The organism is Amycolatopsis sp. NPDC051371 (assembly GCF_040682155.1).
Lineage (GTDB): Bacteria > Actinomycetota > Actinomycetes > Mycobacteriales > Pseudonocardiaceae > Amycolatopsis.
Window position 1 is genome coordinate 17705 of the sequence record NZ_JBFBAG010000068.1, and the last position, 16212, is coordinate 33916.

The 16212-nt window shown below is 71.5% G+C and carries 15 protein-coding genes and 2 pseudogenes; 14 read left to right on the top strand and 3 right to left on the bottom strand.

From position 1 onward, the window contains the following. Positions 1-155: 155 nt before the first annotated feature. Positions 156-1085 (bottom strand): zinc-binding dehydrogenase, encoded by a 930-nt coding sequence (locus tag AB0M59_RS48430; protein WP_364629445.1) that lies wholly within the window; start codon positions 1083-1085, stop codon positions 156-158. A gap of 114 nt (positions 1086-1199) precedes the next feature. Between AB0M59_RS48430 and AB0M59_RS48435 the strand changes: the two genes are divergently transcribed. Beyond that, entirely contained in the window at positions 1200-2660 is a 1461-nt protein-coding gene (locus AB0M59_RS48435) for an aldehyde dehydrogenase family protein (protein WP_364629448.1), read from the top strand. 13 nt (positions 2661-2673) lie between these two features. Here AB0M59_RS48435 and AB0M59_RS48440 read toward each other — a convergent pair whose 3' ends face one another. Then, positions 2674-3759, bottom strand: a complete 1086-nt coding sequence (locus tag AB0M59_RS48440) for an acetate kinase (RefSeq protein WP_364629451.1) — start codon at positions 3757-3759, stop codon at positions 2674-2676. After that, positions 3747-6041 (bottom strand): phosphoketolase family protein, encoded by a 2295-nt coding sequence (locus tag AB0M59_RS48445; RefSeq protein ID WP_364629453.1) that lies wholly within the window; start codon positions 6039-6041, stop codon positions 3747-3749. Before AB0M59_RS48445 ends, AB0M59_RS48440 begins: the two co-directional genes overlap by 13 nt. A 103-nt stretch (positions 6042-6144) precedes the next feature. Here AB0M59_RS48445 and AB0M59_RS48450 point away from each other — a divergent pair, with 103 nt between their 5' ends. The 13 genes and pseudogenes from AB0M59_RS48450 to AB0M59_RS48510 all read left to right on the top strand — a co-directional run bounded on the left by AB0M59_RS48450 (position 6145) and on the right by AB0M59_RS48510 (position 16205). After that, a complete protein-coding gene (locus AB0M59_RS48450) occupies positions 6145-6696 on the top strand; it encodes a hemerythrin domain-containing protein (RefSeq protein WP_364629455.1) in 552 nt (183 codons plus the stop codon). A gap of 1 nt (position 6697) precedes the next feature. Beyond that, positions 6698-7516: a family 1 encapsulin nanocompartment shell protein gene (locus AB0M59_RS48455; protein WP_364629458.1), complete on the top strand. Its 819-nt coding sequence runs from the start codon at positions 6698-6700 to the stop codon at positions 7514-7516. An 80-nt stretch (positions 7517-7596) separates the two neighbouring features. Then, a complete protein-coding gene (locus AB0M59_RS48460; RefSeq protein ID WP_364629461.1) occupies positions 7597-8034 on the top strand; it encodes a PPOX class F420-dependent oxidoreductase in 438 nt (145 codons plus the stop codon). An 89-nt stretch (positions 8035-8123) separates the two neighbouring features. Then, positions 8124-8405 (top strand): annotated as a pseudogene (locus AB0M59_RS48465) (2Fe-2S iron-sulfur cluster-binding protein); the annotation flags it as partial. A 380-nt stretch (positions 8406-8785) separates the two neighbouring features. Further along, positions 8786-9073, top strand: coding sequence for a hypothetical protein (locus AB0M59_RS48470; protein WP_364629463.1), 288 nt, complete (start codon positions 8786-8788; stop codon positions 9071-9073). Next, positions 9073-9434: pseudogene (locus AB0M59_RS48475) on the top strand (C40 family peptidase); the annotation flags it as partial. The gene AB0M59_RS48470 and the pseudogene AB0M59_RS48475, both read left to right, overlap by 1 nt. 178 nt (positions 9435-9612) lie before the next feature. Next, entirely contained in the window at positions 9613-9954 is a 342-nt protein-coding gene (locus AB0M59_RS48480) for an NADH-quinone oxidoreductase subunit A (RefSeq protein WP_364629466.1), read from the top strand. Next, positions 9945-11084 (top strand): hypothetical protein, encoded by a 1140-nt coding sequence (locus AB0M59_RS48485; protein ID WP_364629469.1) that lies wholly within the window; start codon positions 9945-9947, stop codon positions 11082-11084. Before AB0M59_RS48480 ends, AB0M59_RS48485 begins: the two co-directional genes overlap by 10 nt. After that, complete coding sequence (locus AB0M59_RS48490; RefSeq protein ID WP_364629471.1) at positions 11077-12006, top strand: NADH-quinone oxidoreductase subunit H; 930 nt, start codon at positions 11077-11079, stop codon at positions 12004-12006. The genes AB0M59_RS48485 and AB0M59_RS48490 overlap by 8 nt, the downstream gene beginning before the upstream one ends. Positions 12007-12024: 18 nt before the next feature. Next, positions 12025-12588, top strand: a complete 564-nt coding sequence (locus AB0M59_RS48495) for an NADH-quinone oxidoreductase subunit J (protein ID WP_364629474.1) — start codon at positions 12025-12027, stop codon at positions 12586-12588. Next, entirely contained in the window at positions 12585-12890 is a 306-nt protein-coding gene (gene nuoK, locus AB0M59_RS48500) for an NADH-quinone oxidoreductase subunit NuoK (protein WP_364629477.1), read from the top strand. The genes AB0M59_RS48495 and nuoK overlap by 4 nt, the downstream gene beginning before the upstream one ends. 4 nt (positions 12891-12894) lie before the next feature. Further along, positions 12895-14709: a proton-conducting transporter membrane subunit gene (locus tag AB0M59_RS48505; protein ID WP_364629480.1), complete on the top strand. Its 1815-nt coding sequence runs from the start codon at positions 12895-12897 to the stop codon at positions 14707-14709. Between the two features lie 17 nt (positions 14710-14726). Further along, the gene (locus tag AB0M59_RS48510) at positions 14727-16205 is read left to right on the top strand and encodes an NADH-quinone oxidoreductase subunit M (protein WP_364629483.1); all 1479 of its coding nucleotides are present in this window, start codon (positions 14727-14729) and stop codon (positions 16203-16205) included. Positions 16206-16212 lie beyond the last annotated feature (7 nt).

Consider the following 16212-nt stretch of genomic DNA (forward strand, 5'->3'; position numbering starts at 1 on the left):
AGCTGGCTGCCGTCCGCGGACTTCGACGCACGATTCACAGCGCCATCCCGCTCATGGCATCGGAGCTGCCCTGCCAGTAGTCCACCATGCTGCCGCGCGTGGTCGAGTTCTCCGGCTACGCGCTGGTCGCCTGTTCGGCTTTCCCCGCGTGCTCGCTAAGCGAGATCGAGCACCGTCTTGCCGCGACCGTGCCCGGAATCGAGGCGCTCGTGCGCCTTGCGCACCTCGTCCAGCGGAAGCACCTCCTGCACCACCGGCCGGGTCTGGCCGCGTTCGAACACCGGCGTCATCTCCTCCAGCCGCCGTCGCTCGCGGGTGAGCATGATGCCGTGGAGCTGCTGGTTGCGCTGGTAGAGCGGGGTCAGCTCGCCGGCGGGCGGGAGCACGGTCGCGAGCCGGCCGAACGGGCGGGCCGCCGCGCAGCTCTTGACCAGGTTCTCCCCGCCGACCAGGTCGAACACCGCATCGGCGCCGGTGCCGCCGGTGTGTTCGAGGACGACGTCGACCAGGTCGTCGCGGTGGTAGTCGATCGGGACCGCACCGAGGTCGCGGACCAGGTCGTGGTTGTCGGGGCCGGCCGTGGCGAGCACCCGCGCGCCCGCCGCGACGGCGAACTGCACCGCGAAGCTGCCCACGCCACCCGCGCCGGCGTGCACGAGGACCGTCTCGCCGGGCCGCACCGCAAGCCGGCGGACGATCCCCTCCCATGCAGTACCGCCGGCCAGCGGGATGGCCGCCGCCTCGACGTGGCTGAGCCCGCGCGGCTTCGGCGCCACGATGGCCGCCGAGACGACGTTCAGCTCGGCGTAGCTCCCCCACCGCGACGTCATCTCCGGGGTGTAGAAAACGTCATCGCCCTCGGCGAAGTCGGTGACCCCCGGTCCAGTGGCCTCGACGACCCCCGACACGTCCCCGCCGAGCACGGCGGGCAGCTCGAGGTCGGGAATCGCCACGCCCTGCCGGATCTTCGCCTCGACCGGGTTCGTTCCCGACGCGAGCACCCGGACCAGGAGCTCGCCCGGCCCGGGTTCGGGCGGGTCGACGTCCTTCGGCGTCAGCACCTCGGGTCCGCCGAACTCGGTCATCACCACTGCTCGCATACCCATCTTGGTCGCGTACCCGGCGTCGTTCCCGTGAAACGACGTTTCCGCCACGCCCACCCGGGTAGGCGTGCAGAACACCCGAGGGAAGGAAACGGCGTGGGACTGCTCGACGACACGGCACTGTGGACCGGGAAGATCTTCACCGGCCAGTGGACCTCCACCGGAGCCACCATGACGGCCACCGAACCCGCGACCGGCGACACGCTGGGCGAAGTCGGCACCGCCGACGCGGACACCCTCGCCCGCTCGGCCGACCGCGCGGCCGACGCCGGCCGCGACTGGGCCGCCCGCAACTTCGCAGAGCGCGCGGCCGTGCTGCGCCGAGCCGCCGAACTCTTCGCCGAACACGGCGAGGAAATCACGACCTGGCTCGTGCGCGAAGCGGGCAAGCCACGCGGCCCCGCCAAGCTCGATTTCGACCTCGCCCTCGACGAACTCCACGAAGCCGTCGCGCTGCCCAGTCAGCCGTGGGGCAGCCTGCTGCCGACCACCCAGCCCGGCCGGACCAGCCTCGCCCGCCGCGTCCCGTTCGGCGTCGTCGCGGTCATCGCGCCGTGGAACTTCCCGCTCGTGCTGGCCATGCGGTCGGTCGCGCCCGCCCTCGCCACGGGGAACGCGGTACTGCTCAAGCCCGCCAGCGAAACCGCGATCTGCTGCGGTGTCGTCATCGCGCGGCTGTTCCAGGAAGCGGGCCTGCCCGAAGGCGTCCTGCACATGCTGCCCGGCAAGGGCAGCGAACTGGGCAACGCCGTCGCCGAGGACCCGAACATCGGCATGGTGTCGTTCACCGGGTCGACACCGGTCGGCCGGTCGCTGTCGGAGGCCGCGGGCAAGCACTTCAAGAAGTTCGTCTCGGAGCTGGGCGGCAACAACGCGTTCCTCGTGCTCGACGACGCCGATGCCGGCGCGGCGGCCGCGGCCGGCGCGTTCGGCAGCTTCGTCCACCAGGGACAGGTCTGCATGGCCGTCGGACGGCACCTCGTCGCCGAGTCCCTGGCCGAGGACTACGTCGCCGAACTCGCCCGGATCGCCGAGTCGCTGACTGTCGGCGATCCGCGCGAGGACGTCGACCTCGGCCCGGTCATCAACGAAAGCCAAGCCGACCACATCACCGACATCGTCGACCGCTCGGTGCGAGCCGGTGCGAAAATCGCCGCGGGCGGCAATCGCGACGGGCTCTTCATCCGCCCGACCGTGCTCACCGGCGTCACCCCCGACATGCCCGCGTTCGCCGAAGAGATCTTCGGCCCGGTCGCCGTCGTCACCACGTTCGGCAGCGACGACGAGGCGGTCGAGCTGGCCAACTCGACGCCGTACGGCCTCGTCGCCGGTGTGCACGCCGGCTCCACCGCCCGAGCCCTCGACGTCGGCGACCGGCTGCAAGCGGGCATGGTGCACATCAACGACCAGACGGTCAACGACGAAGCCCAGGCCCCGTTCGGCGGCATCGGCGACTCCGGCGGCGACAGCCGCTTCGGGGCAACGGTCAACCTCGAAGAGTTCACCCGGACCCAGTGGGTCACGATCCGCCGCACCCAGAGCCGGCCCTCGCTCTGACGGGAGATCGCGCTCAAACCACATTCGCGGCCGCCGCGGCCAGCGAAAGCTCCTCCCTCGACTTCACGGCGAGCACCGGAACGCGCGCTCCGGCCGGGCTGATCACCGCGTCACGCTCCCGAACGCGGCTGAGCCCACCCCGCAAGCCCAGCACCCCGAGGCCACCGGCCACGGCTTCGGCGACCTCCGGCTGGTCCCAGCCGATGTCGCCGGTGAACACGAGTGCGTCGATCCGGTCGAGGCTCGCCGCGACCGCGGCGAGTTCGCGTCGGGTGCGGTGCTCGAACACGGCCATCGCGAACCGGGCCTTGACGTCGCCCGCCCGGCTGTCTCGGACCAGGTCACGCGTGTCGTCCGACGTCCCGGACAGGCCGAGCAGCCCGGAGTGGTGGTAGAGCCCGTCCTCCAGCTCGTCCACACCGAGGTGCCCTTCGCGCAGCAGCCACAGCAGCATCCCGGGATCCACGGTCCCGGAGCGCTTCGCCATCATCGTTCCCTCCAACGGCGTGAACCCCATGGAGGTGTCGACGCTGCGCCCACCGGCCACCGCGCAGACCGAGCAGCCGCCGGAAAGGTGCGCCACCAGCAGGTTCAGCTCCCCCGCCGGGCGATCGAGCAGCTCGGCGGCGCGACGCACGGCCCAGCCGAACGACAGCCCGTGGAACCCGAACCGCCGCAGGTCCCACCGGGCGCGCCAGCGCGCGGGCAGCGGGTAGGTACGGGCGATCTCCGGCAGCCCGCGGTGGAACCCGGTGTCCGGGCACACCACGTGCGGCACGTCCGGCAGCAGCTCGGTCAGCTGGTCCAGCAGGGCTTCGGTGTTCGGCACGTGCTCGGGCGCGAGGGACTTCGCGGCGGCGATCGCGGCGCGCACCCGGTCGTCGGCCACCGCCGGGGCGACGAGATCCGCGCCGCCGTGCACGAGCCGGTGCGCGACCGCGTCCACCTCCAGTCCATTCACAAAGGACTTCACGTCGTCGGCGGCGTCGGCCGGCGGCCCCCCGATCTCGGCCGAGTCGACGACGTCTTCATCCTCGACGACGTGCAGGCGCAGGCTGCCGGAGCCGGGGTTGACGGTGAGGATCCTCATCCACGCCACCGCCAGCCGGTGATCTCCTCGGGGTCTTGACCGTCCTGGTAGGACCGCACGAGCAGTGCGTCCCGCCGCTGGGTCAGTTCGCGGGCGAGGTCGCCGCCGGCCGAGGCCCAGCCGCGGGCCGGGGTGAGGGCGTCGGCCGCGAGGTCGTGGCGGGTCATCCGGTTGCTCGCCAGCAGGTCGAACGGCGTGGTCGTGGTCCCCTCCTCGCGGTAGCCGTGCACGTGGAACCGCGCGGTGGCGGGCCGGCCGTGCAGGACCTCGTGCACCGCCGAGGGATAGCCGTGGAAGGCGAACACCACCGGCAGGTCGTCACCGAAGCAGGCGGCGAACGCCTCGTCGGCCAGCCCGTGCGGGTGGTGGTCCGGCGGGCACAGCGACAGCAGGTCCACGACGTTGACCACCCGGACCCGCAGGTCCAGCGCGACTTCGCGCAGCAGCTCGGCGGCCGCCACTGTCTCGACGGTCGGCGTCGTGCCGGCGCAGGCCAGCACGACGTCGGCGTCGCCGTCGGTGGTGCCGGCCCATTGCCAGACCGACGCGCCGGCCCGGCAGTGTGCACGAGCCTCGTCCGGTGCGAGCCACTGCGGGCCGCTCTGCTTGCCCGCGACGACGACGTTGATCAGGTCGGTCGAGGCGAGACAGCGGTGCATGACCTCCAGCAGCGTGTTCGCGTCCGGCGGCAGGTAGATGCGCGCGGTGGTGGCCTTCTTGGTGACCATCTGGTTGATGAAGCCGGGGCCCTGGTGGCTGTAGCCGTTGTGCTCCTGGCGCCAGCCGTCACTGCTGAGCAGGTAGTTCAGGCTCGCCACCGGCGCGCGCCACGGCACCTCGGCGGACATCTTCAGGAACTTGGCGTACTGGTTCACCATACTGTCCACAATGGACACGAACGCTTCGTAGCACGGGAACAGGCCGTGCCGCCCGGTGAGCAGGTACCCCTGCAGCCAGCCCTGGCACAGGTGCTCCGACAGCACCTCCTGCACCCGGCCGCGCGGGGCCAGGTGCTCGGAATAGCCGGGCACCTCGGCGTCGAACTGGCGCGAGGTGGCTTCCAGCAGCCCGCCCAGCTTGTTGGACTCCAGCTCGTCGGGACAGACGACCCGGAACGTGTCCGGGGCGCGCCGGATGACCTCGGCCAGCCACTCGGCCAGGACCTCCGGGGCACTGGCGTCGGTACCGCCCGGCCGGTCGACGGCGACGGCGTACTTCCCGACGTCCGGCAGCGGCAGGTCGCGCCGCAACCGCCCGCCGTTGGCCTGCGGGACCCGGCCCAGCCGCAGCCCGGGCTCGGGCGGCACCTCGAGCAGGTCGAGCGCGGGCACGCCGTCGGCACCGAAGAGTTCTTCGGGCCGGTAGGAGCGCAGCCAGCCCTCCAGTGCGGCCAGTTCGGCGGGGTCGTCGGCCGCGGACGGCAGCGGGACCTGGTGGGCGTGGAACGTCCCTTCCAGCGGCGTCCCGTCCGGTGACTCGGCGGGCAGGCCGAGGCCTTTTGTACTCCGCAGGACGATCATCGGCGGGGGACCGCCGGCCTGCTCGTGCGCGCGGGTCAGCGCGTCGGCGAGCGGGGTGTCCGGATCGTCGGTGCCGCGGACGTCGACCAGCAGCGGCGTCCACCCGCACCCGGTGAAGTAAGTGACCAGCTCGTCGTCGGACATCGCCTCGTAGATCGTCGGCGAGGCGATCTTGTAGCCGTTGAGGTGCAGTATCGGCAGCACCCGCCCGTCACCCGGACCGGTCAACTTCGGGCTGTGCCACGCGGCCGCCGTCGGCCCGGTCTCGGCTTCCCCGTCGCCGACGACGCACGCCACCAGCAGCCCCGGATCGTCCAGCGCGGCGCCGAACGCCGTGGCCAGCGCGTAGCCGAGTTCGCCGCCCTCGTGGATCACGCCCGGCACCTCCGGCGAAAGGTGACTCGGGAACCCGCCCGGCCAGGAGAACCGCCGGACCAGCTCGGCCAGCCCGTGCCCGTCCAGGCCGAGCCGGCGGTCGTGCTCGGCGTGGGTGCCCTCCAGCCACAGGTTGGCGTGGATCGCCGGAGCGCCGTGACCGGGCCCGGTCACCAGCAGCGTCCGCTGGCCGGTATCGGCGACCAGCCGGTTCAACCCCGCGTAGACCAGCGTGAGGCCCGGACAGGTGCCCCAGTGGCCGAGCGGCCGCGGCTTGAGGTGTTCGGGCCGCAGTGGCTCGGTGAGCAGGACGTTGTCCTTGAGGTGGATCATCGCGGCGGCGAGGTAGTCGCACGCGCGCCGGTAGCGGCGCAGGGTTTCGGCCCGGGCAGGCAACGGTCGCTCCCTTCGCAAGCTTCGCCATCCGGGTACCCGAGGCATCTCCGGCCAACCGCGGTGCCGGGTTTCCCCGGCCGCCCGCGCGGGGTAGGACAGTGGCATGGCCGACATCACCAGCCTCATCCTCGACGATCACGACTGGTTCCGGCGCCAGTTCGCCCGGCTCGACGACCTCACCGACCCCGCCGAACTGGCGAAGGTGTGGCAGCCGCTGGCCGACCTGCTCGACGTGCACGCCCGCGCCGAGGAGGAGATCTTCTACCCCCACCTGCTCCGACGCGGCGAAGACGCCGAGGAGGAGACGCTCGACGCGATCGGCGACCACAACGACATCCGTGACGGCGTCCACGAGGCCGCCCTGCACCCCGTCGGCAGCACCGCGTGGCACGCGGCCGTGCGCCAGGCGCGCACGGCCAACAGCGAGCACATGGCCGAGGAGGAGGACGACGGCCTGGCGGACTTCCGGCGGCACGCCGATCCCGGCCTGCGCGAGGAGCTGGGCCGCCGGTTCGCCGAGTTCAAGCGGCAGCACGAGGGCGCCCGCGACCTCGACGTCAGCGACCTCGACCCGCGGGAGTACGTCGAGGAGGAACTCGGCGACCGCCCCGCGGACGCCTCGCTCGGCATCGGCAGCCTCAAGGAACAGGACTGACATGAACCACCTGATGCGCGACCTGGCCCCGATCACCGACGCGGGCTGGAAGGAGGTCGATGCCGAAGCCCGGGAGCGCCTGCAGACCCACCTCGCGGCCCGCCGCCTGGTCGACGTCGCCGGCCCGCACGGCTGGCGGCACTCCGCCACCGACCTGGGCCGGACCGCCACCCTCGCCTCCGCGTCACTGGCCGAAGCGGGCGAAGGCGTGGTCGTCCGGCAACGCCGGGTCCTGCCGCTCACCGAGGTGCGCGTGCCGTTCACGGTGTCGCGCGCCGAGCTGGACGACGCCGAGCGCGGTGCCGACGACCTCGAGTTCGACGACCTCGACCGCGCGGCGAAGCAGATCGCGATGGTCGAAAACCGCGCCGTCTTCCACGGCTGGGCCGCGGCCGGCATCACCGGGATCACCGAGACCTGCCCCTACGACACGCCGTCGCTCGGCGACGACCCTGACGCCTACCCCGGCGTCGTCGCCCGCGCGGTGGACACGCTCCGCCAAGCCGGTATCAAGGGCCCGTACGGGCTCGCCATCGCCCCCGCCGGCTACACACGCATCGTGGAGAGCACCGAACACGGCGGGCACCTGCTGTTCGACCACCTCCGCCGCGTGCTGGGCGGCGGCAAGGTGGTCCGCGCACCCGGGCTGGACGGCGCGCTGATCGTGAGCCTCGACGGCGGCGACTTCTCCCTCGAGCTGGGCCAGGACCTCGCCGTCGGCTACAGCCACCACGACGCCGAGACGGTGACCCTCTACCTGGAGGAGAGCTTCAGCTTCCGGGTCGTCGAACCCGACGCCGCCATCACCCTGAGCAGCTGACCCGCCGTTTGCGCCCGGCCGGCCCGGGTAGCCGATCGGGGCGGCGTACCCCAGCGCCGCCCCGACCGGAAGGGGAAGTCGTGCCCGCTCAGACCGCGGACGGCCCGAAGCTGCTGCCCGAAACAGAGGAACTGGCCACCGGCAAGAACTTCGCCGCCGTCACGACGGTGCTGCCCAGCGGACGGCTGCAGACCCAGATGATCTGGGTGGACGTCGAGGACGGCGAAATCGTGCTCAACACCGAAACCCACCGGGCGAAGGCGCACAACGTCGCCCGCGATCCCCGGATCACGGTGCTCATCCGCGACGAGCAGGACCCGTACCGCTACGCCGAAGTCCGCGGCACAGTGACCGGCGTAGAGAACGGCGAACGAGCCCGCCGCCAGGTCGACCGGCTCGCCCGCAAGTACACCGGCGACGACTACCCACCGGACAACATCAAGTCCGAGCGCGTCATCCTGCGCGTCACCCCGGAACGGCAGACCTACGTCGACCAGAGCAAAGGCGTCGCGGACTGACCACCGACGACGGCGTCCGCGGTGCGTGGTGCCGCGGCCGCCGCCGGACCGTCGTTGCCGGGTGCCGAGCCCGCCGCCGCTGCCGCTAGCTACTGGACCTGCTGCGCGAGCACTTCGGGCTGCCCGGCACGAATAAGGGGTGCGATGCCGGCGCTTGCGGTGCGTGCACCGTTCTCGTCGACGGCCCCCGAGTCAACGGCTGCGGTGACGACGGACCGCTGCACCCGTTGCAGCCGGCGTTCGTCGACCAGGACGCGTTCCAGTGCGGGTACTGCACCCCCGGGCAGATCATGTCCGGCGTCGGCTGCATCAAGGGAAACATCTGCCGCTGCGGCTGCTACGTGAAGATCGTCCGGGCGGTCGAGCAAGCCGCCCCCGCACGCTGGTCGATGAGATCGTCGAGTGCTGTGCTTCGTGCAAGGCAAGGTCGTCCGGGCAGCGCTCACCGCGGGTGCCGAGTGGCTCCGGTCGCTTCAACGTCCGCTATGCCGCTGAGAGGGCTCTTTTCCGCGTTTGGGCCACACAACCAGCGCCTTCTGGGCCACCACCCGCTGTCGATCAAGAAGTTGACAGCCGATGACAGTAATTACGTTAACCAGCACAGGTCGACTGCTGACGGGACTGCTGAGGCTCGGGACGCCTGCTTCGACGGGCAGCACACGCGGGATGCAAGTCCCGTCGCGCCACGGGGTATCGTGCCGTCGTGCGAGAAGACGGCACTCAGGACTTACGCGTGGCGAAAACAGTAGTCATGACGCTGGGACTCGTCTTGATCTCGCTCGGAATCGCCGCCGCAGGCGCGCTGCTCCTCTTCGCCTTCTTGGCGCGTGGCGGTCGAGACTGGGCTGGTTCTGAGACGACATTCACCATGTTCGCTGCGGCCGCGGGATGGACGGTGCTGGCCGGCGGTTTCGCGGTCTGGTTGTCGCGGGGGACGCGTAGCCGAACGATCTGGCTCGCCGGCTTGTCCTGCGTCGCGCTCGGTGCAGTGCCTACCGTCATCGTGGCGGTAGACCTTCTCTTCCTGCTCCCACGCTGATCGAGCAAGTCAAGGCTGCCGACAAGAGCCTGAGCGCCTCGGACAAAGCCGCGCAGCGCGACACCGGCGGAAAGGCGCCCGACGTCAAGGCGCCGACGGCGGCTGCACAAACCGCAGTCGACGCCGCCCTGAGCAGGCTCGGAAGTCCTTACGTGTGGGGCGCCACCGGTCCCGATTCGTTCGACTGCTCGGGCCTCCTCTGTGGGCGTACAAGAAGGCCGGGATCACGCTCCCCCGCAACTCCGCGGCCCAAGCCCAGTACGGCACACCGGTACCGCGCGACCAGCTAGAGCCCGGTGACGTCGTGAAGACCTCGCCACTGCAGAGCCAGTACGCCGGAGCGACCCGGCCGACGGCCTGAATTCGGAGGACAACGTCGGGGCGGCATCGCACTCTCGCGATGCCGTCCCGTTTTCGCGTCCGGGACATCTTTCGTCGACTTACCCCCCGAGGGTATGTGTATGATCCCGTTCCGGGCTGCTCGAAGCAGTTCGGCCCCCTAGGCTCCGTAGGAGACCGGTGCAATCCGAGGAGGTGCGGTGCAAGGTGCACTCGTAGTGCTCGTCGGTGTCCTCGCCCTGGTCGCCGCGGCCTACGGCGTCGCGAGGCTGGTTCGGCCGGCGCCGGCGGCCCGGGACGTCCTGCCCTTCCTGTCCGGCGGCTCCCCGGCCGAGCACGCGGTCTCCCGCTACCACGCCCGCTGGTACACGATCACGATGGTCTTCCTGGCCTTCGACATGGAGATGGTCTTCATGTACCCGTGGACACTCGTCGTGGCGGAGGTCGGTACCCCCGCCGTGGTCGAGATGTTCGCTTTCCTCGCCGTGCTGTTCGCCGGCGTCTGGTACGCCTGGCGCGAAGGCGTCTTCCGATGGACCTGACGACCTGGCTGCTCGGCAGGACGCCGGTCCGGCCGCTGGTCGTCACCACGGTCGGCGGGACCGGCGTCCGCCTTTCCGTCGAGCACGAAATCCGCCGGCGAGGCTGGCGACCAGCACTGAACGCCGCGGAGGCGAACCTGCTGGTCGTCGCGGGCCCGGCTGACCCGGCGATGACTCCGTTCGTCGACGCGGTCTGGGAGCTCATCCCGGCGCCTCGCGTGCGCATCGAGTTGGCAGCGACGTCCGGGATCGCGGCTGCGCTGACCGCCGCCGAGCGGCGGCTGCGATCGCCGGACGAGCAGCGTTCGGCAATCGCGGGCGCGGGCGGAACGGAGCAGGCGGCTGACGCTGAGCACGTGCACGCGGAGCCGGCCGACCACGCGCAAGACGGCCGGCACACCCCAGCGCAGGAAACCGGCGAGACCGAGCACCCGCCCGCCCAGCAGGAACACGCCGAGGACGAGCACGCCCACTGCGACCACGGCCACCACCACAGGCACGACATGAGCGGCATGGAGATGCCCGGCGGCATCCCGATGGCCGACCGTGCCGACGACCGCGACGGCCTGAAGCTCGACCGGCTGACCGTGCCGCTCGGACCGGTACTCCCGGCGTGGCCGGCCGGACTGCTCGTGCGCACCGTTCTCCAAGGCGATGTCGTGCAGGAGGCCGCCGTCGAAGCCGTGCTGACCCCGCGGCACGGGATGGCCGCTTTTTGGGACGACGAAGCCCGGATCGCCGCGCGCCGGCTCGACAGCTGCGCGCGCCTGCTGACCGTCGCGGGCTGGGAGTACGCCGCGGGCACCGCAGCGCGGCTGCGGGACGACCTGCTCGCCGGCCACGAGCCGGGCGCGCGATTGACGCGCTGGGCGAAGCTGATCCGCCGCTCACGAGTCCTGCGGTGGTCCCTGACCGGCATCGGCGTCCACGCCGCCTCGGGCGACGCCTGGGACCGCCTGACCCGCTGGGTCGACGAAGCCGCGTCCGCGAGGGCGGAAGCCGACCCGGACCCCGCGAAAATCGTCGACGCCTTGCCGGGTCTGCTGGCCGGCGCCGAGTTCGCGACGGCCCGCCTGATCGTCGCCAGCTTCGATCCCGACCTCGAGCGTGTGCGGGTGGCCCGTGGTTGACGAACTCCCCTGGTGGGGCGGCCTCCTGTTGCCAGTCGTCCTCGCGGTCCTGACCGGAGGCACCGCGTCGTGGGACGCGGTCCTGCACGACCGGGCAAGCGGTGGCCCCGGTTGGCGAGCGGCCATGACGCTTCCGCTGCGCGAGGCAGGCGGGCTGCTCGTCCAGCAACACCGCCGGACCCTCGCCGCGGACGTCCTCCTGGGCCGCGGCGGTGCCCTCGCGCTGCTGCTGGCCGCGGTGCTCGCGTCGCTCGTGACTCCGCTCGGGCACTGGGCGGTGGCGGACCTGTCGATCGGGGTCGTCTGGTTCAACGCGATGGAGGTCGTCGCCTGGGCGGCGGTCTGGCTGGTCGGTTGGGGCGCGAACTCGGCGTACGGCCTTCTCGGCGGCTACCGGTTCATCGCCCAGGGTCTGGCCTACGAGCTGCCGCACATGTTCGCCCTGATCACCGCGGCGCTCGGCGCGGGCTCCCTGCGGGTGGCCGACGTCGTGGCCGCGCAGAGTTCGGTGTGGTTCGTGGTGTGGATGCCGATCGCGTTCGTCGTCTACCTGCTGTCGGTCATGGCGATGGCGTTCTGGGGACCGTTCGACCAGCCGGTCGGCGCCGACGCGGCCGGTGGCGCCGCGGCCGAGCTCTCCGGAGTGGACCGGCTGGTGTTCACCGCCGCCCGCTGGCTGCTGCTGACCTCGGGCGCGGCGTTCGCGGTCCCGCTGTTCCTCGGCGGCGGCGCCGGACCGGTGCTGCCTGCCTGGCTGTGGTCGCTGGTGAAGACCGTGGCGGTGCTCGCGGTGCTGGTGTGGGTCAAGCGCCGGATCCCGACACTGCGGCTGGAGCGCTACCAGGAGATCGCCTGGGTGGTGCTCATCCCGCTGACCCTCGTCCAGGCCCTCGGGGTCGCCGTCGTCGTCCTTGCCCGCTGAAGAAAGGAGCACTGTCCCATGTGGACGCCGGTCGTGTTCTGGGTGTGCGCGGCAGGATCGGTCGCGACCGGCGTGGCGGTGTTCCGCGTGAACTCGATGGCGCGCGCGACGTTCGCGCTGCTGGCCTCGTTCCTCTTCGCCGCGGGCACGATCCTGCTGCTGAACCTCGCCTACCTCGGCGTGCTCGTCGTCCTCATGATGATCATGGAAATGGTCGTGATGGTCGTGTTCATGCTCATGTACATGATGAACCCGGCCGGGTTGATGCCGATGACGATGGTGCACAACCAGAAAGGCTCCCTCGCCATCGCGGGCGGAGTGTTCGCCGCGCTCGCCGCCGGCATCTTGCTCGTCCCCTGGCCGACGTCGGACCAGCCACGACCGGTGGACCCGACGCGCGCGCTGGGCGAGGCGCTGATGGGCTCGAAGATGCTGGTGATGATGGTGCTCGGGCTGTGCCTGTTCGCGACGATGGTCGCCACCGTCGTACTGGCTCACCATCGCGGCCGGTACGACCGCTACGGCGACGCCCTCCGCGCGAAACGTCCGGACGACCCGGTGCGAGGAGGCCTGGACCGATGACGCTTCAGGAGTACCTGCTGCTGGCCGCGGCGCTGTTCAGCATCGGCCTGTACGGCGCCTTGTCCCAGCAGTCCATCGTGATGATCATGATGGGCCTGGAACTGATGGCCAATGCCGTGATCGTCGGCGGGGCCGCGTTCTGGTACTTCGCCTCCCCCACCCGCCCGGACGGCCAGGTCGTCGTCCTCGTCGCGGTGACGCTGATGGCCGTCGACATGGCGATCGGATTCGCCGTGACGACCGCGATCTTCCGCCGCCGCGACGTCGACCTGACCGACTCCGCCGCGGACCTCAGGGGCTGAGCCGATGACGCTGTGGCTGCTGATCGCGCTGCCCCTGGTCGCCGGGACCGCCTTGCTGGTCACCGGCCGCCCGGCTGACCGCGTCGCCCCCGCGGCAGGTGTCGCAGCCGCGGTCGTCTCCGTCGTGCTTGCGATCGTCGCCGCGATCACCCGCCCCGAGGTCTCCGCGCCGTTGCTGGCGGGGCTGCGGATCGGCCTCGCCGTGGACGGGCTGTCCGCGGTCATGGTGCTCACCGTGACCGCGGTGCTGGTGGCCGTGCTGGTATTCGCGGCCGGCGAGTTCGGCGCCGAGGAATCCCGTGCCCGCTTCCACGGGCTGATGCTGGTCTTCGCCGGCGCCATGCTGATCACCGTCACCGCCCGGGACCTCGTGGTGCTGCTGATGGCGTGGGAAGTCATGGGCGCCTGCTCGTACGCCCTGATCGGATTCTGGTGGCGCGAGAACCACCGCGTCGGCTCCGGCGCCGTCGCCTTCCTCACCACCCGCACCGCCGACCTCGGCCTGTACCTCGCGGCCGGGGCCGCCTTGGCGGGCGGCGTCGCAGGTCTCACCCTGGCCGGCCTGCCGGACGCGGCGGACGGCTGGCGCGACGTCGTGGCGGCCGGGATCGTGCTGGCGGCCGCCGGGAAGTCCGCGCAGCTGCCGTTCAGTTTCTGGCTCTCCCGGGCGATGGACGGCCCGAGCCCGGTCTCGGCGCTGCTGCACTCGGCGACCATGGTCGCGGCCGGGGCGTACCTGCTGATCCGGCTGGAGCCGCTGCTCGCCGCGACGGCGTGGGCGTCAACCCTGGTGGCGTGGCTCGGCGTGGTCACCGCGCTGGTGCTCGGGGCGATCGCGGTGGTGCAGCGCGACCTCAAGCAGGTGCTGGCCGCGTCGACGTGCTCCCAGATCGGGTTCATGGTGCTGGCCGCGGGCGTGGGCGGGCCTGCTGCCGGGGCCGGGCAGCTCGTGGCGCACGCGGCGACCAAGAGCCTGCTCTTCCTCGGCGCCGGCGCTTGGCTGGTCGGCCTGGGCACCAAGGACCTCCGGCGGCTGGAAGGCGCGGCACGGCGTTATCCGCTGCTCGGCGTCGTGTTCACCATCGGGGCGCTCACCCTGGCCGGGGTGCCGCCGTTGTCGATCTGGGTGAGCAAGGACGCCGTCCTCGCCACGGCTTTGGCGGACTCGCCGGCGTTGTACGTCGCCGGCTTGGCGGCCGCGCTCGTGAGCGGCGCCTACGTCGGACGCGTCCTGGCGATCGTCTGGAAACCGGCCGACCCGGCCGGAAGTCCGTTGAGCAGGCTGCTGCTCGGGCCGTTGCCGGTGCTCGCGGCGGCGGCCGCGCTGCTCGGAATCGGCGGCCTGCCAGTCGTGGCCGACCGGTTCTCGCGGCTCGTCGGCGGCCCGGCGATTCCGACGCCCATGTGGTGGGAGCCGGCCGTGTCCGGCCTGATCGCCGTGGCCGGAGTCGCGACCGCCGCATCCTGGCGGCGCTCGTCCCCACGGACGGGTTTGCTCGCCGGCTGGCTGCACCTGGAGCGAGCCGCGCAAGTCGCGGTCGCCCGGCCGGTGGAGCGGCTGGCCGCGGGCGTGGCCCGGTTCGACGACCGGGTCGTCGACGGCGGCGTGCGCACGGCCGCAGCCACGGGTGCAGCGCTCGGGCGGCTGGCGACGCTGCGCGTGGAGGTGTCGATCGACGGCGTCGTGCGCGGTGTCGCCGGTGGCGCGCGTGCGCTCGGGAGGTGGGCGGCGCGGCCGCAGACCGGGCAGCTGCACCACTACTACGCCCAGGCCGCCGTCGCGCTGGGTGTGCTCGCCGTCTTGTTGCTGGTTCTCTGACGAACGTGAGGTAGCGCGTGCTCAGCGTCGTGGTGTTCCTGCCAGTGGTGGCAGCCGTGGTCCTGCTCGCGGTGCCGCGCGCCGCCGGCGGGTTCGTCCGCTGGTGGTGGGTCGGGGCGTCCACTGTGGAGCTCGCGCTGATCGTCGCGCTCTGGGCCGGCTACCCCGGCGGCGATGGCTACGCCTACGAAGTGAACCTGCGGTGGATCCCCAGCGTCAGCTCCGGCTACCACCTCGGCGTCGACGGGCTCAGCCTCCCACTGATCGCGTTGACCGCCGTCCTGTTCCTGGCCTGCGCGGTGTATTCGCTGCGGCAGGACGACCGCATCCGGTCCTTCGCAGTGCTGTTCCTGTTCCTCGAAACCGTGTGCCTCGGGCTGTTCGTCGCGCTGGACCTGATCCTGTTCTTCGTCTTCTTCGACCTGTCCATCGTGGGCATGTACTTCGTCATCGCCGGGTGGGGCCACCGCGACGCCGCCCGCGCGGCGATGAAGTTCTTCCTCTACACGTTCGTCGGTTCGCTGGCGTTGCTGGTCGGGTTCATCGCGCTGTACGTCACCGCGTCGCCGCACACCTTCGACATCGTCGAGCTGACCCGCCAGATGCCGCTGGCCGGTGGCGGGTGGGCCGCCGGGCTGGTGCTGCTCGCCCTCGGCGTCGGGTTCGCGATCAAGACACCGACCGTGCCGTTCCACACCTGGCTCCCGCCCGCGCACACGGAAGCCCCCGCGGCCGGGTCGGCGATCCTGGCCGGGGTCCTGCTGAAGATGGGCACCTACGGTTTCGTGCGGATCGCGATGCCGATCCTGCCTGACGCCTGGCGCCGCTACGCGCTGGTGTTCGTCGTGGTCGGCGTCGTCAGCGTGCTCTACGGCGCGCTGGTCGCGCTCGGGCAGCGAGATTTCAAGCGTCTGATCGCCTACACCTCGGTCAACCACATGGGTTACATCGTGCTGGCCGTCGGCGCCGCCGGGCTCGTCGCGAACTCGGCGACCGAAGCGCGCCAGCTCGCCGTCACCGGCGCCGTCACCCAGATGGTCAGCCACGGCCTGATCACCGGCGCGCTGTTCCTCCTCGCGGGCGTGCTGTACGAGCGCGGCGGCACGTACGACATGGACCACTACGGCGGAATCGCCGCGAGCGCACCGCGGTTCGCCGGCCTCACCGTCGCGGCGGCGTTCGCCTCGCTCGGATTGCCCGGATTCTCCGGGTTCATCGCCGAGTTCCAGATCTTCACCGGATCACTCGGCGCCGCCCCCGTCGCCACGGTGCTGGCGTTCCTCGGCATCCTCATCACCGCCGCGCTGTTCCTGCGGGCCTTCCAGAAGGTGTTCCTCGGCAAGCCGGGGACACCGGCCACGGATCTCACGGTCGCCGAAGGTGTGTCGATCACGCCGCTGCTGGTGCTGGCCGTCGTCATCGGGGTCTTCCCGCGGTTCCTGCTCGACCTGATCGAACCCGTCTCGCAGTCGGTCCTGAACCAGCTGGCCAGGTGACGCGCCC